The sequence below is a fragment of the Streptomyces sp. NPDC002057 genome (assembly GCF_040296665.1).
GTDB lineage: Bacteria > Actinomycetota > Actinomycetes > Streptomycetales > Streptomycetaceae > Streptomyces.
This window is the reverse complement of record NZ_JBEOXR010000064.1, coordinates 1-25,763: the sequence shown is the minus strand read 5'-3', so window position 1 is coordinate 25,763 and position 25,763 is coordinate 1. Positions and strand designations below refer to the sequence as shown.

25 protein-coding genes are annotated in these 25,763 nt (G+C 71.5%); 12 read left to right on the top strand and 13 right to left on the bottom strand.

The window, feature by feature from the left end; translation table 11 throughout:
* Positions 1 to 125 precede the first annotated feature (125 nt).
* Both ABT129_RS33520 and ABT129_RS33515 read right to left on the bottom strand, forming a co-directional pair.
* The gene (locus ABT129_RS33520; protein WP_502981991.1) at positions 126 to 1,490 is read right to left on the bottom strand and encodes a class I SAM-dependent methyltransferase; all 1,365 of its coding nucleotides are present in this window, start codon (positions 1,488 to 1,490) and stop codon (positions 126 to 128) included.
* Positions 1,491 to 1,581: 91 nt separating this feature from the next.
* Positions 1,582 to 2,838 carry an NAD(P)/FAD-dependent oxidoreductase gene (locus ABT129_RS33515; RefSeq protein ID WP_351909185.1) on the bottom strand — a complete coding sequence of 419 codons (1,257 nt, stop codon included), beginning with the start codon at positions 2,836 to 2,838 and terminating at the stop codon, positions 1,582 to 1,584.
* 336 nt (positions 2,839 to 3,174) lie between these two features.
* On the opposite strand from ABT129_RS33515, the gene ABT129_RS33510 reads away from it, so the two are divergent.
* Positions 3,175 to 4,170: a MerR family transcriptional regulator gene (locus tag ABT129_RS33510; RefSeq protein ID WP_351909183.1), complete on the top strand. Its 996-nt coding sequence runs from the start codon at positions 3,175 to 3,177 to the stop codon at positions 4,168 to 4,170.
* A 228-nt stretch (positions 4,171 to 4,398) separates the two neighbouring features.
* Complete coding sequence (locus ABT129_RS33505) at positions 4,399 to 5,067, top strand: RNA polymerase sigma factor (protein ID WP_351909181.1); 669 nt, start codon at positions 4,399 to 4,401, stop codon at positions 5,065 to 5,067.
* Here ABT129_RS33505 and ABT129_RS33500 read toward each other — a convergent pair.
* A complete protein-coding gene (locus tag ABT129_RS33500; RefSeq protein ID WP_351909179.1) occupies positions 5,055 to 5,438 on the bottom strand; it encodes a DUF6479 family protein in 384 nt (127 codons plus the stop codon). The two genes, ABT129_RS33505 and ABT129_RS33500, sit on opposite strands and share 13 nt — an antisense overlap.
* 366 nt (positions 5,439 to 5,804) lie before the next feature.
* On the opposite strand from ABT129_RS33500, the gene ABT129_RS33495 reads away from it, so the two are divergent.
* Positions 5,805 to 6,047, top strand: coding sequence for a hypothetical protein (locus ABT129_RS33495; protein ID WP_351909177.1), 243 nt, complete (start codon positions 5,805 to 5,807; stop codon positions 6,045 to 6,047).
* A 163-nt stretch (positions 6,048 to 6,210) separates the two neighbouring features.
* Here ABT129_RS33495 and ABT129_RS33490 read toward each other — a convergent pair whose 3' ends face one another.
* Entirely contained in the window at positions 6,211 to 7,545 is a 1,335-nt protein-coding gene (locus ABT129_RS33490) for a cryptochrome/photolyase family protein (protein ID WP_351909175.1), read from the bottom strand.
* A gap of 131 nt (positions 7,546 to 7,676) precedes the next feature.
* Complete coding sequence (locus ABT129_RS33485; protein WP_351909173.1) at positions 7,677 to 9,773, bottom strand: glycosyltransferase; 2,097 nt, start codon at positions 9,771 to 9,773, stop codon at positions 7,677 to 7,679.
* Positions 9,774 to 10,101: 328 nt separating this feature from the next.
* Between ABT129_RS33485 and ABT129_RS33480 the strand changes: the two genes are divergently transcribed.
* The 5 genes from ABT129_RS33480 to ABT129_RS33460 all read left to right on the top strand — a co-directional run bounded on the left by ABT129_RS33480 (position 10,102) and on the right by ABT129_RS33460 (position 14,047).
* Complete coding sequence (locus ABT129_RS33480; RefSeq protein WP_351909171.1) at positions 10,102 to 11,391, top strand: glycosyltransferase; 1,290 nt, start codon at positions 10,102 to 10,104, stop codon at positions 11,389 to 11,391.
* A gap of 223 nt (positions 11,392 to 11,614) precedes the next feature.
* Positions 11,615 to 12,130 (top strand): SigE family RNA polymerase sigma factor, encoded by a 516-nt coding sequence (locus ABT129_RS33475; RefSeq protein ID WP_351909169.1) that lies wholly within the window; start codon positions 11,615 to 11,617, stop codon positions 12,128 to 12,130.
* Between the two features lie 3 nt (positions 12,131 to 12,133).
* Positions 12,134 to 12,805 carry a hypothetical protein gene (locus ABT129_RS33470; protein ID WP_351909167.1) on the top strand — a complete coding sequence of 224 codons (672 nt, stop codon included), beginning with the start codon at positions 12,134 to 12,136 and terminating at the stop codon, positions 12,803 to 12,805.
* A 188-nt stretch (positions 12,806 to 12,993) separates the two neighbouring features.
* Complete coding sequence (locus tag ABT129_RS33465; RefSeq protein ID WP_351909165.1) at positions 12,994 to 13,329, top strand: ArsR/SmtB family transcription factor; 336 nt, start codon at positions 12,994 to 12,996, stop codon at positions 13,327 to 13,329.
* A 1-nt stretch (position 13,330) separates the two neighbouring features.
* Complete coding sequence (locus ABT129_RS33460; protein WP_351909163.1) at positions 13,331 to 14,047, top strand: cation efflux transmembrane domain-containing protein; 717 nt, start codon at positions 13,331 to 13,333, stop codon at positions 14,045 to 14,047.
* Between the two features lie 120 nt (positions 14,048 to 14,167).
* Here the strand turns inward: ABT129_RS33460 and ABT129_RS33455 are convergent, their stop codons facing one another.
* Together ABT129_RS33455 and ABT129_RS33450 are read right to left on the bottom strand one after the other, a co-directional pair.
* Complete coding sequence (locus tag ABT129_RS33455; RefSeq protein WP_351909161.1) at positions 14,168 to 14,503, bottom strand: YnfA family protein; 336 nt, start codon at positions 14,501 to 14,503, stop codon at positions 14,168 to 14,170.
* Between the two features lie 50 nt (positions 14,504 to 14,553).
* A complete protein-coding gene (locus tag ABT129_RS33450; protein WP_351909221.1) occupies positions 14,554 to 15,321 on the bottom strand; it encodes a MerR family transcriptional regulator in 768 nt (255 codons plus the stop codon).
* A gap of 165 nt (positions 15,322 to 15,486) precedes the next feature.
* Between ABT129_RS33450 and ABT129_RS33445 the strand changes: the two genes are divergently transcribed.
* On the top strand, positions 15,487 to 16,008 hold the full coding sequence (locus ABT129_RS33445; RefSeq protein ID WP_351909159.1) for a DUF6328 family protein: 522 nt from the start codon (positions 15,487 to 15,489) through the stop codon (positions 16,006 to 16,008).
* 53 nt (positions 16,009 to 16,061) lie between these two features.
* Here the strand turns inward: ABT129_RS33445 and ABT129_RS33440 are convergent, their stop codons facing one another.
* Together ABT129_RS33440 and ABT129_RS33435 are read right to left on the bottom strand one after the other, a co-directional pair.
* Positions 16,062 to 17,279 carry a phospholipase D-like domain-containing protein gene (locus ABT129_RS33440; protein ID WP_351909157.1) on the bottom strand — a complete coding sequence of 406 codons (1,218 nt, stop codon included), beginning with the start codon at positions 17,277 to 17,279 and terminating at the stop codon, positions 16,062 to 16,064.
* 179 nt (positions 17,280 to 17,458) lie between these two features.
* Complete coding sequence (locus ABT129_RS33435) at positions 17,459 to 17,620, bottom strand: DUF5670 family protein (RefSeq protein ID WP_327166277.1); 162 nt, start codon at positions 17,618 to 17,620, stop codon at positions 17,459 to 17,461.
* Positions 17,621 to 17,872: 252 nt separating this feature from the next.
* Between ABT129_RS33435 and ABT129_RS33430 the strand changes: the two genes are divergently transcribed.
* Entirely contained in the window at positions 17,873 to 18,046 is a 174-nt protein-coding gene (locus ABT129_RS33430; protein ID WP_351909156.1) for a CsbD family protein, read from the top strand.
* 202 nt (positions 18,047 to 18,248) lie between these two features.
* On the opposite strand, the gene ABT129_RS33425 is transcribed toward ABT129_RS33430, so the two are convergent.
* The gene (locus ABT129_RS33425; protein WP_351909155.1) at positions 18,249 to 19,061 is read right to left on the bottom strand and encodes a magnesium and cobalt transport protein CorA; all 813 of its coding nucleotides are present in this window, start codon (positions 19,059 to 19,061) and stop codon (positions 18,249 to 18,251) included.
* 439 nt (positions 19,062 to 19,500) lie between these two features.
* Between ABT129_RS33425 and ABT129_RS33420 the strand changes: the two genes are divergently transcribed.
* Both ABT129_RS33420 and ABT129_RS33415 read left to right on the top strand, forming a co-directional pair.
* On the top strand, positions 19,501 to 19,674 hold the full coding sequence (locus tag ABT129_RS33420) for a hypothetical protein (RefSeq protein ID WP_351909153.1): 174 nt from the start codon (positions 19,501 to 19,503) through the stop codon (positions 19,672 to 19,674).
* A 359-nt stretch (positions 19,675 to 20,033) separates the two neighbouring features.
* Positions 20,034 to 22,016: an APC family permease gene (locus ABT129_RS33415; protein WP_502981990.1), complete on the top strand. Its 1,983-nt coding sequence runs from the start codon at positions 20,034 to 20,036 to the stop codon at positions 22,014 to 22,016.
* Positions 22,017 to 22,147: 131 nt separating this feature from the next.
* Here the strand turns inward: ABT129_RS33415 and ABT129_RS33410 are convergent, their stop codons facing one another.
* The 3 genes from ABT129_RS33410 to ABT129_RS33400 all read right to left on the bottom strand — a co-directional run.
* Positions 22,148 to 24,691 carry a DUF4118 domain-containing protein gene (locus ABT129_RS33410; RefSeq protein ID WP_351909149.1) on the bottom strand — a complete coding sequence of 848 codons (2,544 nt, stop codon included), beginning with the start codon at positions 24,689 to 24,691 and terminating at the stop codon, positions 22,148 to 22,150.
* A gap of 22 nt (positions 24,692 to 24,713) precedes the next feature.
* A complete protein-coding gene (locus tag ABT129_RS33405) occupies positions 24,714 to 25,403 on the bottom strand; it encodes a response regulator (protein ID WP_351909147.1) in 690 nt (229 codons plus the stop codon).
* Positions 25,404 to 25,536: 133 nt separating this feature from the next.
* Positions 25,537 to 25,763: potassium-transporting ATPase subunit C (locus ABT129_RS33400; protein WP_351909145.1), on the bottom strand; the 227-nt coding region annotated here is incomplete at its 5' end.

The window sequence follows — 25,763 nt, the reverse complement described above, 5'->3', positions numbered from 1 at the left end:
GTGCCGTTCCGGTCGGTGCTCCCGCCGGGGGCCCGTGCGTCCGTCCGTCGACGTGGCGGCCGGATGGGCTTCGAGGGGACGTCTGCCGCTGCCCCAAAGAGCCACGGCACCGGGATCGACCGCCGTCACGCCGTCTCCTCCCCCGCGACGCCGCTTCCGTACCAGGAGGCGGGTGTGGCGGGCATCGACGCGGTGCCGCGGTCGTCCGTCCTCACCGCGAGGATCTGGTCGACGCCCATGCGGTGTTGGGCGAAGGCGAGACCACTGCCGACGAGGTAGAGGCGCCAGACGCGGGCGGTGGGTTCGCCCACCAGGCCGACGAAGTCGTCCCAGCGGTCCTCCAGGGTGCGGTGCCAGGCCGCGATGGTCGTGACGTAGTGCTCGCGGAGCGACTCGGTCGAGCGGACTTCGAGCCCCGCCGCCTCCAGAAGGGTCAGGGTCTGTCCGACGGGGCGCATGTGCATGTCGGGCGCGATGTAGGTCTCGATGAAGGGGCCTCCACCGGGGGCCGTCGAGCCGCGTGACATCTGCTGGACGAGAGCGCGGCCGCGCGGGCGCAGCATCCGGTGCAGGAGGGCCGCGAAATCGGGGTAGTCGGCGTCCCCCACGTGCTCCCCCATCTCGATGGCCGTCACCGCGTCGTAGCCGCCGCTCGCGATGTCGCGGTAGTGCCGCAGCTCGACCTCGACGAGGTCGTCGAGTCCCTCACGCACGACGCGCGCGCGGACATGGTCGGCCTGCTCGGCGGAGAGGGTGACCGCGGTGACGCGTACGTGGTGCTCCCGGGCCGCGTGCACGGCGAGGGAGCCCCATCCGCAGCCGATGTCGAGGAGCCGCATGCCGGGTTCGAGTCCCAGTTTCCGGCAGATCAGGTCGAGTTTGTCGCGCTGCGCGTCGGCGAGGCCGTACGCGGCGGATTCGGGTTGCCTCCAGTAGGCGGAGGAGTACGCCATGGTCTCGTCGAGCAGCAGCGAGTAGAAGGCGTTGGACAGGTCGTAGTGGTGGCTGATGGCCGCGCGGTCACGGCTCGTGGTGTGGAGCCGGCCCTGGAGGCGGGCTCGTGGGGCGCCGGGAGGTGCGGGACGGGGGCCGAGAGCTCCCAGCCCGAGCGCGACGCGGCCCGCGTGCGCGAGGTCGCCGGGCCGGGGGCGGGCGGCGGGGCGTCCGGCGAGGCCCGCCCACACGTGCGCCAGGGCGCTGCCGAGGTCTCCGTCGGTGTCGATCTCACCGGCGATGTAGGCCTCCGCGAGGCCTAGTTCGCCGGGCTGCCAGAGAATCCGGCGCAGCGCTCGCGGGGTGCGGATGACGACGACGGGGGCGTCGGCGGGGCCGGCTTCGCTGCCGTCCCAGCATCGCAGGCGCACGGGCGACCTGCCCGGGGGCAGGAAGGGGCGCAGTGCCTCGGCGACGCGCGTCGCGACTCCGTTCGGAGCGTGGTCGCGGGTGCGCTGCCGCGGGGGCGTCGGACCGGGGGAGGTCCGGGTGGTCATGGCGTCGTGCGAGAAGGGCTTCACGGAGTCTTTCCCTGGTTGTCGGCCTCGGTGGGCAAGGTCTGTCGGACGTCGAGGTGGCGGGCGTGCTTCACCAGTTCGCCCCCAGGTGCCGAGCGGCCTCGACGCCGGAGCGGCAGCCGTCTTCGTGGAAGCCCCACCCGTGGTAGGCGCCCGCATAGGCGGTGACGGGACCTCGGAGGGTGGGCAGCAGATGCTGGGCGGCCACGGATTCGGGGGTGTAGACGGGGTGTTCGTAGGTCATGCGGGCGAGCACGGTGGACTCGTCGAGCCGGTCGCCGGGGTTGAGCGTGACGATGTGCGGCTCGTCGGAGGGCAGGCGCTGGAGCCGGTTCATGTCGTAGCTGACCTGGACGGAGCCGGGGCGTGCGGAGCACGAGGGGAGGTAGTAGTTCCATGACGCGTGCGCGTGGGGAGACCGCGGTAGGAGGGTCGTGTCGCGGTGCAGCACGGTGGGATTGCGGGAGTAGGTGAAGGCTCCCAGGACACGCCGTTCCTGGTCCGTGGGGTCGGCGAGGAGCCGGAGGGCCTGGTCGGGGTGGACGGCGATCACGACGGCGGCGTGTTCGGTCGATTCTCCGTCGTCGGTGAACACGCGCACGTGGTCGGCGCCGCGCAGGACGCTGCGTACGGGGGTCGCGGTGCGGACGGAGGCGAGGTTCTTCGCGGCGCGTTCGACGTAGGAGGCCGATCCGCCGGTCACGGTCTTCCACCGCGGGGAGTCCGTGACCGACAGCAGGCCGTGGTGGTCGAGGAATCGGAAGAGGTACGCGGCGGGGTACCGCAGCGCCGTGTCGGGGGCGCAGGACCAGACGGCCGCGACGAGCGGGATCGCGAAGTGGCTCACGAAGTAGGAGGAGAAGCGGTGGTCCCGGAGAAAGTCGCCGAGGGTACGGCTGGTGTCGGCGGCTGCGAGGAGACGGCGGGCGGCACGGTGGAAGCGCGGGACGTCGGCGAGCATCAGGAGGTGTCGCCCGCGGCGCGCGTTGCCGCCGCCGAGGAGTCCACGGGCTCCCCGCGCACCCGCGTACTCCAGGCCGCATCCGTCGCAGCGGACGGACATGCTCATCTCGGAGTCCTGTGTGGTCACGCCCAGTTCACCGAACAGCCGCAGAAGTTGGGGGTAGGTGCGCTCGTTGTGGACGATGAAGCCCGTGTCGACACGGAGGGTGCCGCCCTCGGGCGTCGCCAGCTCGTGGGTGTGGGCGTGTCCTCCCAGTCGTCCTTCCGACTCGTACAGGACCACGTCGTATTTCCCGGACAGGATGTGTGCGGCGGTGAGTCCCGCCACTCCTGCCCCCACCACGGCGACGCTACGCCCGATCATCGGTTCCACCCCTTGTCCCACGACCCCGTCGCATGCCTCAGGAGCCTTCGTCATCGGTTCTTCGGCGTCACGGCCCCGCCGGATGGGTACGAGTTCGGCGTCTTCGTGGAGTCGGGGATCAGGGGCGGGCGGAACGGCGGCGGAGATTTCGCCCCGGTGCGCATCCGCGCGCCTGTCACCGGCCGAAGCCACCCATACATCCATCGCTTCGCGGGAGGCCACCGGAGAAGTAGTCGGCTCGCGTCGACAGCGCATCCGGCGGAGGTCGGGCCGACCTTCCCGGATCGTCCGGCGTTCGAGGGTGACGCAGCGTCTACGCATCCTGAGGTGGGTCGCATGGCCGATACGACTCCGGGAATCACCACGGGGGCCCTGGCACGACGCCTGGGGGTGTCGCCGACCACCGTCCGTTCCTGGGAGCAGCGCTACGGCATCGGGCCGGCGATCCGCGCGGACGGCAAGCACCGGCGCTGGTTCCCCTCCGATGTCGCGATGCTCGAGGAGATGTGTCGGCTCACCGCGTCGGGAATTCCTCCGGCGGAAGCCGCTCGGACGGCCCGGAGCGACCGTCCGGATGCGGACGGCATGGTCGGGGAGCTCCCCGACCGGACCGTGTCCGACGCCGATCCCGCCCCGCGCCGCAGGCCGGTCGGGGGCGGCGGACTGCCCCTGGGGGATGTACGACAGGAGTGCCGGGGCCTGGCCCGGGCGGCGGTCCGGTTGGACGCTCCGGCGATGGAGACGCTGCTGGAGCAGGTGATCTCCGACTACGGCCTCGTGACGGCCTGGGAGGAGGTGATGGTTCCGACGCTGCACGCGGTCGGCCGTAAATGGGAGTCCTCGAACGACCGCTACGTCGAGGTCGAGCACCTGCTGTCCTGGCAGGTCTCGACCGCTCTTCGCCGGGCCGCCATCGCCGCCGTCGGCAGGCCGAGCACGCCGGTGCTGCTGGCGTGCGTGCCGTCGGAGCCCCATACCCTTCCGCTCGAAGCGCTGGCCGCGGGTCTGTCCGAGCGGGGCATCGCGACCCTGATGTTCGGGGGCGCCGTCCCCGCGGAGGCGCTTGACGCGGCGGTGCGCAGGTGCGGTCCGGCCGCGGTCGTGCTGTGGTCGCAAGCACGGGCGACGGCGAGCCACGCGCTGGCACGCCATGTGGCGGGCATGACGTTCGGTCTGCGCGGTGCCCGCACAGCGCCCCTGGTGCTGCTGGCGGGTCCCGGCTGGGCGGGGCGGACACCCGACTCCGGCATGCTGCGGCCGCGGGGGCTGCGGGAGGCCCTCGACGCCCTTTCCCGCATCTGCGGCGAGCCCGTGCCGAGATCGGAACGCTGATCCGTCGCGGCGAGCCGTGCCCCTCCCTGCTTCACCTCTCCGCAGGCCGCTCGCCTACGACGTCGTCGGGCGGGGGCGTGCCTGTTCTGGCCTGAGGATCCCCACCACACGGATGGCGCGCACGGGGCGATCGGCCGTATCGATGCACCATCAATGCGTCTTGCTGGGGTGCGTCGATTCGGCGGACCGTGTGAGGGACGGTGCATCCCCGTGCCCTAGGAGCAAGCCATGGTCTCCGCCCCATCCTCGTCGTCCGTTCGAGGTCGCCGGCAGGCACCGCCCACGGCCCCCACCGGGGCGGTGCGGGCGGTCGGCCGGTCCACCGTGCTCGACGCGTCGGAGGCAGAGCTGGCGACGCGGTTCGCGAACGGCGATCCGTCCGCGTTGGCCGCTCTGTACGAGCAGCACGCGCCTCTGGTGTTCTCGCTCGCCCGTCGTGCGCTCGGCAACACCCAGGATGCGGAGGACGTCACGCAGCAGGTGTTCATCGCCGCCTGGCGCGGCCGTGCCGGATACCGACCGGAGCGGGGTGCTCTCGGCGGCTGGATCGTGGGCGTCGCACGGCACGTCATCCTGGACGCGCGTACGGCACGGACGCGGCGGAACGACCTCCAGCGCGTACTGATCGGTCAGCACGCGCAGGTGGTCCGCACCTACAGCCGGGACGAGTGCGAACAGGCGCTGAACCGCGTCCTCGTGCTGCAGAAGCTCGGGCTCCTCTCTCCCGTCCAACGGCGTCTGGTCGGAATGTCGATCTACGGTGACATGACCCAGACGCAGATCTCGGAGGAGACCGGGCTTCCTCTCGGCACGGTCAAGAGCCACATCCGGCGGGCTCTGCACGCCCTTCGTCGTGTCATGGAACCCCCGGCCGACCCTGCCGATCAGTCGCCGTGACCGGTGCCACCGCTGCCGAAGCCGCCGCTGGAGATACCGCGCCACTTGCGCTTCTCCTCGCTCGGCGTCTCCGTGTCGGCCTCGCCGGAGTTGTTCAGGTTGTACGGCATGAGCCGGTGCTCGCCGTCCGTCCGCGGCACCTCGGAAGGCTTGCGGTACTCAGAGACCTCACCGGGCAGTTGGTCGGTGTCGGGGCGGTGCGGCTGGGACTCCGGGTCCGGGGGAGGAAGTTCCCTGTTCATGACCCGGATGCCCAGCACGAATGCTCCGATGAGAAGGGCGACCACGATCAGCCCGCCCAGTACCTGAGCGAGACCCGACTGCCAGACACCCGCCGCGAGCACCGGCGTCCCGAGAAGATCTGTGTGCATGTTGCGCTCCGTTCGTCGGCCCCCTCCGCCACGAGACGACGAGACCCTGCGACCTCGCATACGCCGTCGTCATCAGCGGTTTCGGACTTCGGCCCGCCGGCGGATGCACACGTTCGTGAAGGACCCGCCGTCCCTCTTCGCCGGGCCGCGAGCCCATGGACGGCGGTGCGGGGCGGTACGGGTCGGGGTCGATGCATCCGTGGACGCGAAGAATGCGAAGTATGAGGCGAAGCAGGTGGGTGTCAGCGGCATCAGCGCTGTGCACCTGCGCTCGGGTTGCTGACCTCATCTCACGGCGGACGGGGCCTGATCGCCCGGATGAGCGGTCACCGTGGCGCCGTCGGTTCAACGGAAGCGAGAGAGACGATGATTGTCAAGAAGCTGCACGACGCGGGAGTGAGCAGCGAGCACGCCTACCTTGCGGCCTTCGGCTCGATCGGGCTGTCGCTTGCTTCGTGGCTCACGTCGCGGCGAAGCGAGAACCTGGAACGGGCCGACCGGTGGGGCATCTTCGTCGGTGAGTGGGCGCCCACGTTCTTCGCCCTCGGACTGGCGCTGGCGAACTACGAACGAGAAGAAGCACCGGTGGACATCGTCGACATCAGCTGACGCTCCGAGTGTCCCGAAGTCCGGTTCGCCCCTGGCAGGCCCGCCAGGGGCGAACACCATGTCCTGAGCGGCGTCACCGACGCCCGTGCGGGCCCTCTCGCCTGCGGGGACACCGGCCTCGGGTTCTAGGGGCCCCCGCGCTCGTCGACGGGGCTCCGGAGCGTCACCCGGGGTCGACGAGCGGCTCGGGGTAGTCGTAGGACGCCCGGTCGGTCCCGGCGAGCAGCCAGGGTTCGTGGACGGCCGATCCGCCGAGGCCGGAGAGCTCGGGGAGCCAACGACGGACGTAGATGCCCTCCGGGTCGTGCCGACGGCCTTCGAGAACGGGGTCGAACGTCCGGTGGGGCCTGGTGTCCGTTCCCGTTCCCGCGACCCACTGCCAGTTGAGCTGGTTGTTCGCCACATCGCCGTCGACGAGCAGGGCGAGGAAGTGACGGGCGCCCTCCCGCCAGTCGATGGACAACCTCCTGGTGAGGAAGGAGGCGGTGATCAGGCGGCCTCGATTGTGCATCCAGCCCTCGTGGGCGAGTTGTCGCATGGCGGCGTCGACCACCGGGTAACCCGTACGTCCTTCCCGCCAGGCAGCGAGATCCGCTGCGGCGTCCTCGCCCCGCCGCCAGCGAACGGGTCGATCCCGGTAGTCCGCCGTGGCCGCCGCCGGCCGTGCGGCCAGCACCTGGTGGTAGAAGTCGCGCCAGCAGAGCTGCCGGACGAAAGCGTCCGCTCCGGCGCCCCCGCGTGCCCGCGCCCGATGGACGGCCTCGGCCGCCGAGACGGCTCCGAAGTGAAGGTACGGGGAGAGGCGCGAGGTGGTGTCACCCACCAGGCCGTCATGCTCCTCCGCGTAGGCGTCGACGGGACCCGACAGCCAGGATCCGAGGCGCCCGCGTCCCTGGGTCTCCCCACCGGCGGGCAGGCCCTCCGACACGTCCGCGCTCGCGGATGGTCGGGGGATCGCGTCCGACCGCACCTCGGGGGGAACGCGCACGGCGCGCGGGGCGTCGAGCGGTGTCCGCAGGGTCTCCGCAGCCCATCGCCGGTAGTACGGCGTGAAGACGGCGAAGTGGTCCGAGTCCTCCGGTACGAGGACACCGGGCGGCACAGCGGTGACCACGGCGTTGTGCGCGTAGAGGCGACATCCGTCCCCTTCCAGCATCCGGCGCAGTCGTCGCTGCCTCGCCCCGGCGAAAGCGGAGCATCCGGCGGCGACGTGCACCTCGTCGGCCTCGGTCTGCCGCACGACGGCGCGTACTTCCGCCACCGTGTCTCCGGTGCGAACCACCAGGCGACCGCCCCGAGCGCCCAGAGAACGGTCGAGGTCCGCGAGGCAGTCCGCGAGGAACGCAAGGCGGTTGGGTGCCGCGAAGCCGGCACGGTCGACGGCGGGGTCGCGGACGAACAGCGGGACCACCTCGTGCGCACCGTCGAGCGCCGCCCGCAACGGCGGATGGTCGTGGACCCGGAGGTCGGAGGTGAACAGGACGACGGAGACGGTCATGGCGCCTTCCAGGACCGGCCGCCGCCCCTGCCGGGAGGGGCGGCGGCCCAGTGATGCAGTGGTACCTAGGGTTCCGGGAGCGCTCGCCCGGTGGATGCACCACGCGCGGGCGTCGCAGCGCCCTGCCCTGGTCAGGCGGGTACGCGCCCGTCCGGCTGTGACGACGGGCCGCGTTGCGCTCTTCGGCCTCGCGGCGCCACGTCGGCGTAGTGGCCCGCGAGAGCCCGCGCCATGGCAGCCGCCGAGTACCTGGTGCGAACGAGGTGCCGTGCTCGCCGGGCCATGGCCTCCGCGGCCTCGTCGTCCAGGCCCACCAGGCGCCGCAGTCCTCGGCCCAGCGCCTGCGATGTCGAGGTGTCCAGGAGCAGGCCGTTGATCCCGTCGTCCAGATAGTGCGGTACGCCGCCGCGCTCGGGCCCGGCCACGACCATCCCCGCTTCCATCGCTTCGAGGACCGCGAGACCGAACTCCTCCTTCGCGCTGGGACACACGTAGCGTGCCCGGAGCCGGTGAGCGGGGTCGGTCAGCGCGCGTTCGAGCGACCGTACGTCGGCGTTGGAGAGCGCGGGGAGAAGGAGCAGGCGTCCCCGGGCTTCCGGGTCGCCGAGGGTCGCCGCGTGGATCCGTTCGCGTATCAGGGATTCCTGGCGGTCCGGCGCTCGGGTGCTTCCGCCGACGAGCACCAGCACCGATTCACGGTGGCATCCCGACTCGATCCACGCACGGACCAGGACGTCCTGCTGCTTCACCGGGTGCAGACGGCCGACGCTCAACAGCACCGTTCGTCTGGACGCCTCGATGGATCCGGCCAGGCTGCCGATCCTGTCGAGGAGGAATCCGCATCGCCTGGCCGCGCCGGGCGGCGGCTCGTAAGGTGCCACACCTTCCGGCGGGGCGCTCAGTTGCCGTGCCCGGTATCCGCGGGCGAGCTGCGGGAAGTGATGGAGCAGTTCCGTCGTCCCGCCGCGACCGGCGATCCCCACCACACGATCGGCTCGGTCGACCAGACGGTCGGCGAGGAACACTCGGTGCAGGTCCAGGCGCACCTGGTCGGGATCGGCGTCCGGGTGGTCGAGGCGCTCGCTCATCTGGCGATGCGGATCGGGGGTCGCGGTGAAGACCAGCCCGGCACCGATTCTCCGGGCCGCCTCGGCCAGCGCGAGCGAACCGTCGTCGGCGTATCGCACGTGGAGGACGTCGAGCGGCCGTCCGAGCGCGGACATCAGTGTGGTGGCCCACCAGGCCAGGGCTTCGCGGTGCTCCCCCATGTCCTGCGGGCCGGCCGGACGGTCGCTGTCCACGGGAAGCCGCAGGATCCAGTGACCAGGGCTCCGCCGGCGAAGGAGCACACGATCGTCTTCGAGGTCGGGGCGACAGGCGGTGACCACGGTGAGCACGCCGGCGATGCCGTCGGTCGAGGCGAGCGCCGCCCCGACGGAGTCGAGGAGCACGCTGAGGCCGCCGCTCAGTCCCTCGCCCGGCCGGTCGAACCGCCCCATCAGCATGGACTGTGCGACGAGGAGCCCGGAAGAGGGCAGAGAACACCCGGCTCCTCCGGGCGGCTCGTGACGCAGGGTTTCCCACAGGAGGCGCTCGTAGGTGTCCACGGGCTGCACCGCCCGGAGCCGGCTCTCCCCTCGGCGCCCGTACCGGGCGAGCAACCGCCATGCCGCGTGCCGCACGCGGCGAGAGCCCCCGTGGGCGAGCCGGAGGACGCTGTCCACGGGGAGGGGCCTGAGGTCGACCGCGGCCGCGAGGTGGAGCAGCGTGGCCGTCGTCGCGGGGTCCCGAGCTCCACGGAGACCGGAGTGCAGCGATCTGGCGGCCCGGGGGCTTCCGTGGAGCCGCACGACCTCGGGCCACGCCTCGAAGACGGCTCCCCGTGCTCCGTCGCCCTCGGCCACGAGCCGCACGCACTCCTCCGGGCCGGGCGTCCGGCCCAGCCGCACCCGGTTCCGCAGGCGGGCGACCGCGACATCCCCGGCGGTGACCAGGGCGTGCTGCCGGTGGTGTGCCGCACCGCTGTCGGCTCCGTACTCCGCTTCGGCCAGCTGGGAGAGGAGGCTGCGGGAGGAGGAGGTCGCGCCCGCCGGGCGGGCGGACGCCGTCGCGCCCTCGGAACGGGTCCAGAAGGCGCGCCTCGCCGCCGTGAACGCGTCACGCTTCCCGTCCGCGGTGGTGAAGCCGTGGGGACCCGGCGGCGCCAGGTCCGGAACAGAGATTTCCATGGGGACTCCTGGTGGGAAACATCCGACCAGCCTGCTTTCGTCGTCTCCTCCCGACGTGGATGCACCCCCGGGGCGACGCGTCTCCGTCCCGGAGGCCCGAGTGGGGGCCCCGGCCCTGGCGTCGTGGAACATCGGCCGGGGATCGCTCGTGCGAGGCGCGCACGGCGCCGGCGGAGGGCCTCGGCCAGGACTCGAAGGGCGACGGACGCGCATCCGCTGCGACGTTCCGAGGCGAAGGACAGGGCGGAACGTCCCTGCCGTAGGAGGTCGGATGCCGCGCGTCGTGGTGATCAGTCCACCCTTCCAGTCGCATGCCCAACCCCTGTCGGTGCTGGCAGGCGCACTCGCCCGGGCGGGCTCCGACGTCAGCTTCGTGTGCGCACCCCCCTTCGCCCAGCTGGCCGAGGAGGCCGGCGCGCGCTTCGTTCCGCTGACCGTGTCACGCAACGCGAACACCGGTGTCGCCCGGAGCACGAGACAGGGCGTACGGGAGTCGGAACGGCTCGAGGAGTTCCTCGGCTCCACCCGCGAGGGCGCGATCGCCGCGCTGCTCACGCAGTCCCGTCACCGCGGCGAGGACATGCTCGCCGGCCCGGAGAAGGTCCTCGCCGAGGTCCGCGACCTCCAGGAGCGGCTCACTCCCGACTGGTTCGTGGTCGACCAGCTGAGCTACGCGGTGACGCTTGCGCTTCATTGCCTCGGACTCCCTTTCGCCACGTTCTGTCCAGGGCATCCGACCTACCTGCCGCACGGCCCGGAGGCCCTGTTCGGTGTCCCCTACGCCTGGCCCCGGGCCGTCCGTCCCGCGGCCCGGGAGCTCGCCGCGCTGAGGCAGGCCGCGTTGGGCAACGATCGCGCGTTCACCGAGCGATTCGCCGCGGTCGCACGCCGGTACGCGCCCCAGGTTCCGGCGCCCGGCCGCGCGTTCGCCCTCGCCTCCCGGCACGCTGTCGTCTTCAACTACCCGCGGTTCGCCTGGTTGCCGAGACACCAGCCGTCCGGTGTGCGCTTCCTGCACGGAGGCCACTGCGTGTCCCCGGAGGAGAAGGGACCCGGCGAGGAGTGGGAGGGAGTGGTCAGGCGGCTCAGGTCCGGTGCCGGGCGCCTGGTGCTGATCGCACTCGGCACCTTCCTGTCCGCGCGCGACGACGTACTGGCGCTGCTGATCCGGGGCATCCTCTCGCACTGTCCGGACGTGGCGGTCGTGGTCGCCGCGGGCGAGGGCGCGCCCGCGTTGGCGAGACTCGCCGGGCCCAGGGTGCACGTCGCCCGTGTCGTTCCCCAACGATGGCTGCTGAACCGGGTCGACGCCATGGTGCACCACGGGGGCAACAACTCGTTCACCGAGTGCGTGGCATCCGGCACTCCGGCGCTGATCCTGCCCTTCTCCAGCGACCAGTTCTCCATCGCTCACGACGCCGAGCGCGCACGGCTGGCCACGTGTCTGAACCCGGCGACGCTGACCGAGGACGACGCCGGTGCCGCTGTACGCGATCTCCTCGACCACGTCCCCGAGGGGCTCGCGCGCTGGTCGGAGGAGCTACGTCGGCGCGGGCCCCACTGGACTGCCAGCCGCCTGCTCGACGCCATGGACCGGCGGTGCGCCTCGACCGGGTGACGGTGCGGTGAGGGCGCCCACATCTCAACAGGCCTGGGATTCCCAGGTCATGGTGTGCCGACAGGCTCGGGCAGAACAGGCCCTGTTCGCGTCGGCCGCGGTCGGCACGCGCCGCCGGACGCCGATCGCGCACGCTCGCTCGCCCCTGTGGAACCCTCTTCGCCGTCCGGGTCCTCTGTAAGGGTGACGGGCCCGGGTGGCGGGCCGGCGAGGAGTGAAACGGATGCGGCACGGCAGGGACGAGGCATTCACGGCGTTCATGGCCGCGCGCTACCCCTCGATACTGCGGACAGCGAGGCTGCTGACCGGCGGCGGACCTCAGGCCGAGGATCTGGCCCAGGAGGCGTTGCTGCGCAGTTATCGCGCGTGGCACCGGATCGGGCGGCTGGAAGCGGCGGAGGCGTACACACGCACCACGATGGTCCGGTTGCTGGTCAAGGACCGCCGACGGAAGTGGCACGCCGAGATCCCGGCCGAGCAGATGCCGGAAGTCGCTCTCGCGGGCCACGAGGACCGGACAGCGACCGGCGTGGCCGTACGCAAGGTGTTGCGGCTCCTCCCGCCTGCCCAGCGGGCGGTGCTCGTGCTGCGCTACTACCACCAGCTCAGCGAGGAGGAGATCGCCGGTGTGCTGGGCTGCTCACGCGGAACCGTGAAGAGCCGCGCGGCCCGTGCGCTGACCGCCCTGCGTGAAGAGGGCGTCCTGGCCGCCGTCTCGTTCGACTGTGACAGGAGTTAGACCGTGACCGACCGACGGCATACCGAGGAGGAGCGGGTGCAGCGGCTGCTCGCCGCGGCCGCGGAGCTGCCCGGGGGCCCGGCCCTACCCGGCGCCGACTTCACCGCCCGGGCGCGCCGTGGGTTGGCGCGCCGGCGACTGGGGGCCGCCGCGGGCGCCGCCGTCGTGGTCCTCGCGACCGCGGTGGGTGCGCCTGCCCTGCTCAAGGACAGCTCGGGGCGGGGAGAACCGTATGCGGCAGCATCGGCGCCATGCCTGCGGAGCACGGTCCGCGACCTGGGAGACGGCAGGCAGGCGGGCTTCCAGGTCGTCTACGGGGAGCTACGGGCGGGCGCCGTCCCGATGGACGACGGCGTCACCGAGGGCTCGGCCTTCCGCTTCGACATCGACGGCACCCTCACGGACAGCGGCGGCGGCCCCTCCTCCGGCCCCGCCCTGGTCTGGTACCCGGTATCGCAGACGCAGCTTCCTCGGCCCGGCCGCTATGTGCTGCCGCTCGCGCAGGCGGAGCGTCCCGCGAAGGACGGCCGGCGTCTCTTCGAGTTCAGGCCTGACGATGTGCTGCCCCTCGACACCGAGGGGCGGGTGCGGCTGACGTGCGCGGAGGGCACGACGGGCAGCGTGGAGCTGGACCGGCTGCGGGCCGCGCTGACCGACCGCATTCCCCTGCGATGAACGGCCGTCCATGGCGCTCGGAGTCCGGGCTCGGCGGCGCGGGTCAGCCGATGCGGCCGACACGGACGGCGTGCGTCCGGCGCGGGTCCGCGGAGCCGTACACGGCGCTGACTGGGCGCAGCTGGGCATCACCCGCCGATCCTAAGTTCACGCTTTTCTGAATTCAGGATCAGATGTACTCTCATCGGGTGCTGACCGTTGCCTCCGACATCGACGTGCTGGCCCGCTTCGGCCGCGCGCTCGCCGACCCGATCCGCTGCCGCGTCCTGCTCGCCCTGCGCCAGGCCCCGGCCTACCCCGCCGACCTCGCCGACGCGCTCGACGTCTCCAGGACCCGGCTGTCCAACCACCTGGCCTGCCTGCGCGACTGCGGCCTCGTCGTCACCGTGCCCAACGGCCGCCGCACCCGCTACGAACTCGCCGACGCACGTCTCGGCCACGCCCTGGACCATCTCCTCGCCGCCATGGTGGCCGTCGAGACCGACAAGACCTGCCCGGACGCCGCCACGAAGGACTGCTGCTGAGATGGCCGTGACATCTCTCGGGCCGCCCTTGGACCGCCGCGACGCGCTCGCCCGCCGGATACGGCTCCTGGTCGCCGCCACGATCACCTACAACGTCATCGAGGCGGTGGTCGCGATCACCGCCGGGACGATCGCCTCCTCCACCGCCCTGATCGGGTTCGGCCTGGGCTCCGTGATCGAGGTGTCCTCCGCGGGGGCGGTCGCCTGGCAGTTCTCCGCCCGCGACCACGCGGTGCGCGAGGCCCGGGAGAAGACCACCCTGCGGATCATCGCAGTCTCCTTCTTCGCCCTCGCCGTCTACGTAACGGTCGACGCCGTACGAGCCCTGGCCGGCACCGGCGAGGCCGACCGCTCGATCCCCGGCATCGTCATCGCCTGTCTCTCCCTGGCGATCATGCCGTTCCTCTCCGCCGCCCAGCGCCGCGCCGGCCGCCGACTCGGATCCGCCTCCGCGGTCGCCGACTCCAGACAGACCCTGCTGTGCACCTACCTCTCCGCCGTCCTCCTTCTCGGCCTCGTCCTCAACGCCACCCTCGGCTGGTCCTGGGCCGATCCCATCGCCGCTCTCGTCATCGCCGCCGTAGCGGTCAAGGAAGGCCGCGACGCCTGGCAGGGCAAGGGCTGCTGCGCACCCACCGCCCACGCGCCGGCAGCCGCCTGCGACGCCGCCGAGGCGGACGCGTGCGGCTGCGAGCCGGGGTGCGCCTGCTGCTCGTGAACAGCGCGGCGGCCGCGAGCCGGGCCGCACCTCCGTCCGGCACCGTCGCACCCTCCCGGCAGCCCGGCCCGCCCCACGAGCGCGCCGGGCGCCGGGCTCGCGCCCCAGCGACGCGGCAGGTCAGTGGCTGCGCGGGGCGTACATGATGACCGCCATCCCGGCGAGACAGACCAGCGCGCCGATGACGTCGAAGCGGTCGGGGCGGTAACCGTCGGCGACCATGCCCCACGCGATCGACCCGGCGACGAAGATGCCACCGTACGCCGCGAGGATCCGGCCGAAGTCGTCGTCGGACTGCAAGGTGGCCACCACCCCGTACAGCCCCAGCGCGATGACGCCGGCACCGATCCAGATCCATCCCCTGTGCTCCCGGATGCCCTGCCAGACCAGCCAAGCGCCCCCGATCTCGAACAGCGCGGCGACGGCGAACAGGGCGATGGAACGGGCGACGAGCACGGCGAAGACTCTCCAGGGCGAAGGAACCGGGTGGGAAGGGGTGGGCGCGGTCAGGCGGCCGGGCCGAACAGAGCGGTCAGCGGTCCGGCACCGTCGGCCGGGGCGCGGACCTCCAGGTGAAGCCGTGGGCCGTCGAGGTGGAGGCGGAAGTCGAAGAACGGGCAGCACCGCTGTTCGGCTGCCGCCAGCTCCGCCACCCGCGCCGTCCGGTCGACGGGCATGGTCAGGCGCAGCCCGTCGGGGACCGCGGTCCGCTCGGCGCCCTCGACCACCTCGCGCCACTGGGCGGTCCGTTCGCGCGATCCGTCGCCGGTCAGGGAGCAGGCCACCGGCGCCGTCCGCCATGCCTCTGTCTCGGCGGCCCGGCGACCGGGTGCCGGCACCACGTCCACCGGTCGCGGGCCGGCAGTGCCCGGAGCCGGCGGATCGAGGAAGCCGCACGCGGGGTCGCAGGGGCTCGCACGGTCGGGCAGGGCGTCCAGGCGCTCCAGGGCCGTGTGCAGGGAGGCCGTGAACGCGGCCAGTTCGGCGGCTCGCGACTCGGCCTCGGCAAGGCGGGCGGTAATCCGCGGCCGCAGGTCGGCCCTCACGTCCCGGCAGGCACCCGCCTCCCACACCGCCAGCAACTCGCCGATCTCCTCCAGCGGCAGCCCGAGGTGTTTGGCCGCGCCGATGAACGCGAGCCGCTCGACCGCTCCTTCGCCGTAGAGCCGGTAGCCGGCCGGGGTGCGGTCGGCGGGCAGGAGTCCGGCGCCCTCGTAGAAACGCAGGGTCGTCGCCGGCACGCCGGAGCGCTCGGCCAGCTGGGAGATCCGCATCGTGCTCACCTCCCAACGGTAGACCTTCGACCCAGGTAGAAGGTCAAGCCGGAACCCGCACGCTGGCTCGCGCGGCGTCGCATGGCCACCTCTCACGGACGAACCCTCGCGCCCCCATCGAACATGACTGCGAATGCGTGTCGCGGTCCGGGGCAGGAGGGCGCCATGGCTGCGACGGAGGAGAAGAGTGTGAGCGGTACCGAGGATCAGAGAACCGCACGTGACGAGACGCACGAGGAACGTGCGGACCGGCGGTGGACCGAGCTCATGCAGGAGATACGGGTCGCCCAGACCGGAGTGCAGATCATGCTGGGCTTCCTGCTCACCGTGGTCTTCACCCCGACCTTCCAGGACCTGGGACAGACCGACAAGACGATCTACCTCATCACGGTCGTGCTCGGTTCCCTCTCCACCGGGGCCCTCATCGCACCGGTGGCGTTCCACCGCATCGTGTCGGGACGGAACCTCAAGCCCCACGGCGTCGCCTGGGCCTCGCGGCTCACCTTCACCGGCCTCGTGCTGCTCCTCGCCACTCTGACGTCCTCGCTCTTCCTGATCCTGCGCGTGGCGACGCACGACCACTACGTACCGTGGCTGGTGGCCGGAGTCGTGGCCTGGTACCTGTGCTGCTGGTTCGTCCTGCCCTTCTGGGCGCGCTCCCGCTACGCGAGCCGCGACGAGGACTGACCGCGGCGCCCGCCGACGCCGCGGGGCGGAGGCACCCCGTCCGCCGCTTCCTGCTACAGGTAGCGGCGGATGGGCAGTACCGCGGTCTCCCCGGCGCGCCGCAGCAGCGAGCGCCGCTTCCAGCGGTCCGGACGTATCAGGTCGCTGGCCCCGAGGTCCTCGTCGTAGTGCGCGTCGAGGGTGGAGGTGAACTCCGCGTCCATGACGGCGAGCATGACCTCCTCGTCGTGGTCGAGGGAGCGGCGGTTGAAGTTGGTGGAGCCGATCAGGGAGACGACCCCGTCCATGGTCATGACCTTCGCGTGCATCATGGTCGGCTGGTACTCGTGGATGAGTACGCCGCAGGCGGTCAGCGCTTCGTAGTGGTGCTGGCCGGCCAACTGGCAGACACGCTTGTCGGTGTGGGGGCCGGGCAGCAGGATCTCGACCCTCACACCGCGCCGGGCAGTGGCGCACAGCAGGTCGACGAAGTAGGTGTCGGGGGCGAAGTAGGCGGTCGCGAGGCGGACCCGCTCCTCGGCCGATTCGAGAATCACTCGCATCAGGGTCTGCATGTCCTGCCAGCCGAAGCTGGCGGAGCCGCGGACCACCTGCACGATGGCGTCCCCGCTCGGCTCGTGGCTGACGAACCGGTCGCGTGCGTCGAAGAGTTCCGCGTGGCACTCGGCCCAGTTCTGCGCGAAGGCGGCGGCGACGCCGTCGACGGCGGGCCCTCGGACCTCGACGTGGGTGTCCCGCCATTCGCCGGGGTTGCGTGCGTCACCGCACCATTCCTCGGCGATCCCGACGCCCCCGGTGAAGGCCGTCTGCTCGTCGACCACGAGGACCTTGCGGTGGCAGCGGTGGTTCTGCTTGAGGGGGGAGAGATAGAGCGGTTTGCGGAACCAGGCGACCTCCACTCCGGCCTCGCTCATCCGGTCCAGCAGCTCCCGCTCGATCAGACGGCTGCCGAAGCCGTCCAGGAGCAGCCGCACCCTCACCCCCGCACGCGCCCGGTCGGTCAGGGCATCGGCGAAACGCCGCGCGATCTCGCCCCGCCAGTAGACGAAGGTCATCATGTCGACGGTGTGGCGGGCGCCGCCGATCGCGTCGAGCATCGCGGCGAAGATCTCGTCCCCGTTGCGCAGGGGCCGCACGGTGTTTCCCTCGGTGGCCGCGATACCGATGAGCCGCTCCAGGCGTCTTCGGATGCGGTGAATTCTCTCGTCCGCGTCCCCGCGCCCGGCGGCGGTGTCCGTCGTACGGGCAGGTGAGTGGTCGTGGTCGGTCATTCGGCACTCCTCGTTCGGGCCTTGGGTACACGGAACCTCCGAGGGCGTCGAAGGTCCCCTCCGGGTCCCGGAGTCACACGCGGGGTCGCGCGTGACCGCACAGGCGGGACACGGTGGTGGGCCCACCACCCGTCAGGTGGTGGGCCCACGGTCTTGCCGTTCGGGTATCGGTGAGGCCGCTACCAGCGGTACCAACGGCCGCTGCCGCCCTTGGGTCGGGCGACGAATCCGAGCAGCCACAGGACCAGCAGCACGACCGCGACCCACCACAGGGCGTTGAGCGCGAAGCCGGCGCCGAACAGGACGAGCACGAGCAGTAGGACGAGCAGCAGGGGAACCATCGTTATCAACCTCCGAGGCGCCGTATGCCCCACCCCTCTTCGCTCATGCGTGCGATGCCGATGGGATTCCTCGGTCGCCGACGGCACCGGCTCAGCCCCGTCACGACCGGCCCGGAGCGGCCCCCGTACGGGCAGGGCGGGCGAGGATTCCGCGCCTCCCGGTCGACGGCGACCGCGGCACGAGGTTTGAGGGTGCCGATCGGGAGCAGGCGTCGGTCACGACCAAACCGGTTCATTCACGAGGAGGTCCCGATGTCGGGCACGGAGAAGACCAAGGCGCAGGTCGAGCAGGCCAGGGGCAAGGCCAAGGAGGCCATGGGCCGCATGGTCGGCAACGACCGCATGAAGGCCGAGGGTCACACGGATCAGGCCAAGGGCGAGGCCCGTGAGGCCAAGGAAGACGTCAAGGACAGCTTCCGGCGCTGACCGCCCCTCGCACCGCAGGGCCCCGACCTCCCCCTTGGGTCGGGGCCCTGCCGCGTGCGGCTGTGCGCCCTCCCGCCTTCGTGCGAGGCCGAGGCCGCCAGGGACGCGTTCCGGGCGCCGGGCGCGGTATCCCGTCGGCTTCCGCCTCGCCGCCGCTGGGCGTCCGGCGCGGCGGCTGGTGAGCGGTACGAGTGGCCGGACTCTAGAGCCACTTGTTGCGGCTCAGGGCGCGATGGATGACGGCGCAGGCGATGACGATGACGGTCAGGACCGCCGGGTAGCCGTAAGGGGACCTCAGCTCGGGCATGTGGTCGAAGTTCATGCCGTAGATGCCTACGACCATGGTGGGCACGGCGACGAGGGCCGCCCAGGCGCTGATGCGGCGCATGTCGGCGTTCTGCTGCACGCCGAGTTGAGCGATGCTGGCGCTGAGCATGCCGGTGATGAGCTCGTCGAAGGTGACGATCTGTTCGCTGACGCGCTGATGGTGGTCCGCGACGTCACGGAAGTAGGCGGACACCTGCGGAGGGATCTGCGGGATGGTTCCCTCGCTGAGGCGCTGGAGGGCCGAAGTGAGCGGTGTGACGGCGCGCTTGAATTCGAGGAGTTCTCGTTTGAGCTGGTAGATGCGGGCGGCGTCGACCGGAAGGTCGGGTGAGAAAACCTCGTTCTCCAGGGTGTCGACGTCTCCGGCGAAGGCGTCGGCGACGTCGAGGTAGCGGTCGACGACCATGTCGGCGACCGCGTGCAGGACGGCGGCCGGTCCGCACCCGAGGTGCTCGGGGTCGTCCTGGAGCGATCGGCGCACCCTGTCCAGGGGCGGTGCGCTGCCGTGGCGGACGGTGATGGCGAAGCCGGGGCCGGCGAAGACCATGATCTCGCCGGTGTCGACGATCTCGCTGGTCGAGGTGATCTTCTCGTGCTCCACGTACACGATGGTCTTCAGGACCAGGAAGAGGATGTCGCCGTAGCGTTCCAGCTTGGGCCGCTGGTGGGCATGGACGGCGTCCTCCACGGCGAGGGGGTGCAGGCCGATCCGCGACCGTCTGGAGCTGCTCGGCGGTGGGCTCGTACAGGCCGATCCAGGCGAAGCGGCCCGCCTTCGGGTCTATCCGCTCCAGTATCTTCTCCAGACTCACCTGGCCGGGCAGCCTGCGGCCGTCCTCGTACAGGGCGCAATCCACGACCGCCGGTGGCAGCCCGATGGCATCACCCGTGTCGTCACGCTCCGTATCCATGCGTCACCCCTTGTTCGCGCCGTGTGTAGGGGCAACTTACTCGCGCGCGCCGGGGGGGGCCGTCCGCGGGGATGCCCGGGTCGGCCCCGGAGCGGTCTCCGCGCACCGTCGACGTTCCCACGGAGCGTCCGGCCCAGCGGGAAGTCGCGCGTTAAGAACGCGACAGGAATTTTGTCGCGGGGCGAGGAGAGGGTGAGGTGCCGGGAGCCTCCTGGTGTGGCTGATTCCTGGGGTCCCGATCGTGACGTGCGGCGAGCTGTGCACGCTCTCGCCGTGGTGGGTGTGTGCCTGATCGCGCTGGGGGCCGCCTATGGCGCGTTGTGGCTGCTGGGGGTCGGCGCGTGGTTGTTCATGGCGGCTGTCGGGATCGATCTGTTCCGGCGCCCCTAGCTCCTCACCGGCTCGATAGCCCAGGTGGGAACGCCTGTTGGCCGGGGCAGGAGGTGCTCCGCCCCGAGGGGCGCCATCCGTGGCGGGCACCGTCGCTCCGGTGTCGACAGCCCGGTGCGGCTTCTCGAAGCGGGGGTCCCCGTCGTCCCGCGCCCCGGCGGAACGCTCCGTCCCCACCCCCGGACCCGCTTCCCCGGAGGGCCGCCGGATTCGTCGGGACCGCCCCGCGCGAAGACGCGGGAGGCGTTCCCGCGCGGGTCGGACGGGCTGCCTGGAGGTCCCATACTCGGTGGTCGCGTCGCCGCGAGTGCGGTGATCGTCAGGCCTGCGGGCGGGAGCGAGGAAAGTCGATGGGAGACATGAAGGACGCGATGGCCCCGGCCGCCGTGCCCGAGGTGGTGGACAGCCCCGCGCTGCGACCGCAGCCGACCGGGCGGCTGGCGCGGTGGATGCTGCGCCACCAGGTGCAGCCCGCCGGAGCGGCCGGTGGCGGGCAGGCCGAGTCGCACGCCTGGTGGAAGGTGATGTGTCTGACCGGGGTCGACTACTTCTCCAGCCTTGCCTACGTGCCGGCCATCGCCGCGCTCGCGGCGGGTGCGGTCTCCCCCCTGGCGACGCTGCTGATCGTGGCGCTGACCCTGCTCGGCATGCTGCCGATGTACCGGCGGGTGGCCAAGGCGAGCCCGCACGGCGCGGGATCGGTGGCGATGCTGGAGGACCTGCTGCCCTTCTGGTGGGGCAAGCTGTTCGTCCTGGTCCTGCTCGGCTTCGTGGCCACCTCGTGGATCATCACCATCACCCTGTCGACGGCGGACGCCTCCGTCCACGTGGTGGAGAACCCGTTCTTCCCCGAAGCCCTCCACGGCCATGAGGTGGCCCTCACCGTGGCGCTGCTGCTGGTTCTCGGCGGTGTCTTCCTGCTCGGCTTCAGCGAGGCCGTCAGCGTCGCCATCCCCCTGGTCGCGATCTTCCTCGCCCTCAACGCCGTCGTCATCGGTGTCGGCCTGGTCCACGTGATCACCACTCCGGGCGCGTTCACGGCCTGGACCGACGCGCTCCTGGAAGGCGGCGCGGGCTTCGGCGACCTGATGACGCCCGCGCTCCTCGCCTTCCCGCTGCTCGTGCTCGGCCTGTCCGGCTTCGAGACCGGAGTCAGCATGATGCCGCTGGTCTCCGCCGACGGCGCCGACGCCGGGGAACGGCTCCGCTCACGCATCCGCAACACCCGCAGGCTCCTGACCAGCGCCGCGCTCGTCATGAGCGTCTACCTGCTCGCCTCCAGTTTCGTCACCACCGTCCTCATCCCCGAGGACGAGTTCCAGCCCGGCGGCGCGGCGAACGGACGCGCCCTGGCCTGGCTGGCCCACGAGCACGTCGGAGAGGCGTTCGGCACTGTCTACGACATCAGCACGATCCTGATCCTGTGGTTCGCCGGCGCCTCCGCCATGGCGGGACTGATCAACATCGTGCCCCGCTACCTGCCCGAGTACGGGATGGCCCCCGAATGGGGACGCGCGGTGCGGCCCGTGGTCCTCGTCTACACCGCCCTGTGCATCCTCATCACCATCGCCTTCGACGCCGACGTCGACGCCCAGGCCGGCGCCTACGCCACCGGAATCCTGGCCATGATGGTCTCCGGCGCCTTCGCTGTCACCGTCTCCGTGGCACGCCGGGGGCGCAGGGCGGTCGCCACCGGTTTCGCGCTGCTCACCCTGGTCCTGCTCTACGCCCTGGTCTACAACATCGTCGACAAGCCCGACGGCATCACCATCTCCGGGTTCTTCATCGCCGGCATCATCCTCGTGTCGCTGATATCCCGCGTGTCACGCACCACGGAACTGCGCGCCGACAGCCTGGTCTTCGACGAGGCGGCCCGCCGGTTCATCGCCGACACCCTGGCCCACGACAACGCCATCAACATCATCGCCAACCGCCGCCAGGCCGGCGACATGGCCGAATACCGCGACAAGGAACGGGAGCAGCGCGGCACCAACCCGGTCCCCGGACCCGCGGACGTGCTGTTCCTGGAGATCGACGTGGTCGACCCGTCCGACTTCAGCGAGGTCCTGACCGTGCACGGCGTCGAGGTCGACGGATACCGGATCCTGCGGGCCGAGGCCCCGGCCGCCCCCAACGCCATCGCCGCCGTGCTCCTCGCGCTGCGCGACACCACCGGCGTGCGGCCCCAGTGCTACTTCGCCTGGGCCGAGGGCAGCCCGCTCAAGCACATGCTCCGCTACTTCCTCCTCGGCCGGGGCGACACCGCCCCCGTCACCCGCGAGATCATCCGCAAACACGAACCCGACCCCGACCGCCGACCCGGCATCCACGTCGGCGGCTGACCGCCTCCTCCGCCGGCCACGCCACGGCTCCGGCCCTCATGGTGATCACCCCGGCGTCTTCTCGCCCGACCCCGCGCCGGGGGCCGGGGCCGGGGCCGGGGACCGCCGGGGGCGGGAACTCCCCTCCCCCGTCAGGTCGTCACTTCGGCCGCCATCTCCGTGACCGGTCGAGGTGCCGCGTCCGTCATCCGCAGGGTGACCGTCATGGTGAGCCCGCCGCCGGGGGTGTCCTCGGCCGTCAGCGTGCCGCCCATCGACTCCAGGAACCCCCGCGCCACCGCGAGGCCGAGGCCGACGCCCTCTCCTCGCGGGGCGTCGCCGTAGCGCTGGAAGGCGCCGAAGATGCGGTCCTTGGCCTCGTCCGGGACGCCCGGACCGCGGTCGACCACCCGGAGTTCCACGCGGTCCGCCAGAGCGCTCGCCGAGACGAGTACGGGCTGACCGGGCGAGCTGTACTTGACCGCGTTCTCCACGATGTTGGCGACGGCCCGTTCCAGCAGGCCTCGGTCGACGGCGACCATCGGGAGCGTCTCGGGGATGTCGAGTTCCACGCTGTCCTCCGGGACCCCGAGCAGCGCCATCGGGACGACCTCGTCGAGGTCGGTCTCCCGGATGACGGCGGTGACGGTCCCCGTCTCCAGGCGGGACATGTCGAGCAGGTTGCCGACGAGGTGGTCGAGGCGGTCGGCACCGGCCTCGATGCCTTCGAGGAGCTCGGCGCGGTCCTCCTCCGACCACTCCACATCGTCGGAGCGCAGCGACGTGACCGAGGCCTTGATGCCGGCGAGCGGGGTACGCAGGTCATGGCTGACGGCCGCGAGGAGCGACGTACGGATCTTGTTGCCCTCCGCCAGCTTCCGGGCCTCCTCCGCCTCACCGACCAGCCGCTGCCGGTCGAGGACGACCGCGGCCTGGGCGGCGAAGGCGCCGAGCACGCGCCGGTCCTCCGCGGGCAGCACCCGGCCGGTGAGCGCGAGCGCGAGGTGGTCTCCGACCGGCATGTCGACGTCCGCGTCCTCCGGGCGCTCGGCCGGCGGGTGGCCGACGACGGCGACGCAGGACCACGCCTCCGTCTGGTGGGGGCGTTCAAGGAGGGCTACCGACTCCATGGAGAAGCTCTCCCGGACCCGTTCGAGGAGCGCTTCGAGCGTCGTCTCGCCCCGCAGGACACTCCCGGCGAGGAAGGACAGGGTCTCCGACTCGGCCCGCAGACGGGCGGCCTGGTGCGTCCGGCGCGCTGCCAGATCCACGACCGAGGCCACCGAGATCGCCACGCCCACGAAGACCACCAGGGCGACGATGTTGCGCGGGTCGGCGATGGTGAGCTGGTGTATCGGCGGGGTGAAGAACCAGTTCAGGAGCAGCGACCCGACGGCGGCGGAGGCCAGGGCCGGCTTGAGTCCACCGAGCAGTGCCGAGGCGACGGTGAGCGTGAGGTAGAGCAGTACGTCGTTGGCCAGGCCCACGTCGGGTACCGCGGTGCTGAGCAGCAGCGTGAGCAGGGCCGGACCGGCCAGGCCGACGAGCCAGCCCCGGACGGTCCGGGAGCGGCTGAGCCGGGCGCCCCCGGAGACGGGCAGTCGGCGGCCCTTGGCCGCCTCGTCGTGCGTGACGATGTGGACGTCGAGGTCGGGTCCGGACTCGCGGGCGACGGTCGCGCTGACGCCGGGTCCGAGGAGGTACTGCCAGGAGCGGCGCCTGCTCACCCCGAGCACGATCTGGGTGGCGTTCACCCCGCGCGCGAACTCGAGCAGCCCGGCGGAGACGTCGTCGCCGACGACGTGGTGGAAGGTGCCTCCCAGGTCCTCGACGAGGGTCCGCTGGACCGCCAGCTCCTTGGGCGACGCCGAGGTCAGACCGTCGCTGCGCGAGATGTAGACGGCGAGCACCTCGCCGCCCGCGCCCTTCTCGGCCAGCCGTACGGCACGGCGTATCAAGGTGCGGCCCTCCGGCCCGCCGGTGAGGCCGACGACGATGCGTTCCCGGGAGCCCCAGATCGTGGAGACGCGGTGCGCGGTCCGGTACTCCTGGAGGTACTCGTCGACCCGGTCGGCCGTCCAGAGCAGGGCCAGCTCGCGCAGGGCGGTGAGGTTGCCGGGGCGGAAGTAGTTGGACAGGGCGGCATCGACCTTGTCCGGCTTGTAGATGTTGCCGTGGGCCATGCGGCGGCGCAGCGCCTGGGGCGACATGTCGACCAGCTCGATCTGGTCGGCCCGCCGGACGACCTCGTCCGGGACGGTCTCCTTCTGCCGGATGCCCGTGATGGCCTCGACGACGTCCCCGAGGGACTCCAGGTGCTGGATGTTGACCGTCGACACCACGTCGATGCCGGCCGCGAGCAGCTCCTCGACGTCCTGCCAGCGCTTGGCGTTCCGCGAGCCCGGAACGTTCGTGTGCGGCAGCTCGTCGACGAGCGCGACGGCGGGCCGCCGCGCCAGCACGGCGTCCACGTCCATCTCCGTGAAGGAGGTCCCCCGGTACTCGATCGTCCGGCGCGGAATCGTCTCCAGCCCGTGCAGCATGACCTCGGTACGGGGCCGATGGTGGTGCTCGACGAAGGCGACGACGCAGTCCGTCCCGCGTTCGACGCGCCGGTGCCCCTCGGAGAGCATGGAGTACGTCTTGCCGACGCCAGGCGCCGCTCCCAGGTAGATACGCAGCTTTCCGCGTCCCATGTTCTGCGTCTCTCCTACGGCTCTACGGTTCGAACCGGTAGCCCATACCGGGTTCGGTGATCAGATAGCGGGGATGCGACGGATCCACTTCCAGTTTTCGTCGCAGCTGGGCCATGTAGACCCGCAGGTAGTTCGTCTTCGTGCTGGAGGTCGGGCCCCACACCTCCTGGAGCAGCCGGCGCTGGCTGATGAGGCACCCCGGGTTGCAGATCAGGATCTCCAGCAGATGCCACTCGGTCGGGGTGAGCCGTACGTCCCGGTCCACCCGCTTCACCTTCTTCGCCACCAGGTCGACGGTGAACTCGTCGGTGACGACGCGGCCGCCCGTGGCCGGTGCCTCCGCCGGCGCCGCGGCCGTGCGCCGGGTGGCGGCCCGCAGCCGCGCCAGGAGCTCGTCCATGCTGAAGGGCTTGGTCATGTAGTCGTCGGCACCGGCGTCAAGGGCCCGGATCTTGTCCTCGGAACCGCTCCGCGCGGAGAGGACGAGGACGGGGGATCGGCTCCAGCGCCGCACCGCCCTGATGACATCGACGCCGTCCATGTCCGGCAGCCCCAGGTCGACGATCAGCACGTCCGGCGGTTCGGAAGCGGCGAGGGCCAGTGCCGTGGCGCCGTCCGGCGCCGCGTCCACCACGTATCGGCGCGCCCGCAGGTTGATCACCAGAGCTCGTGCGAGCTGCGCGTCGTCCTCGACCACCAGCACCCGCGTCATCGGCGTGCTGCCTTCCTCTTGTACGTGCGGTTCGTAGGGTGCTTGTGGTTCGTGTCGTCCGTCGTACTGCGGGAGCCGGCGGGCCCACGCGTGTCCGGGGTCCGCCGGCTCTCATGCCGCTTCGATAAGCCCATCAGCCCTGGATCAATTCCTTGAGTGCGATGTTGAGTTGGAGGACGTTGACGCGGGGTTCGCCGATGAAGCCGAGGATGCGGTCGTCGGTGTGGTCGGCGACGAGTCGGTCGACCTGGGCGACGGTGAGGTTGTTCTTCTCGGCGACGCGGTGGACCTGGAGTTCGGCGTACTCGGGGGAGATGTGGGGGTCGAGGCCGGAGCCGGAGGAGGTGACGGCGTCGGCGG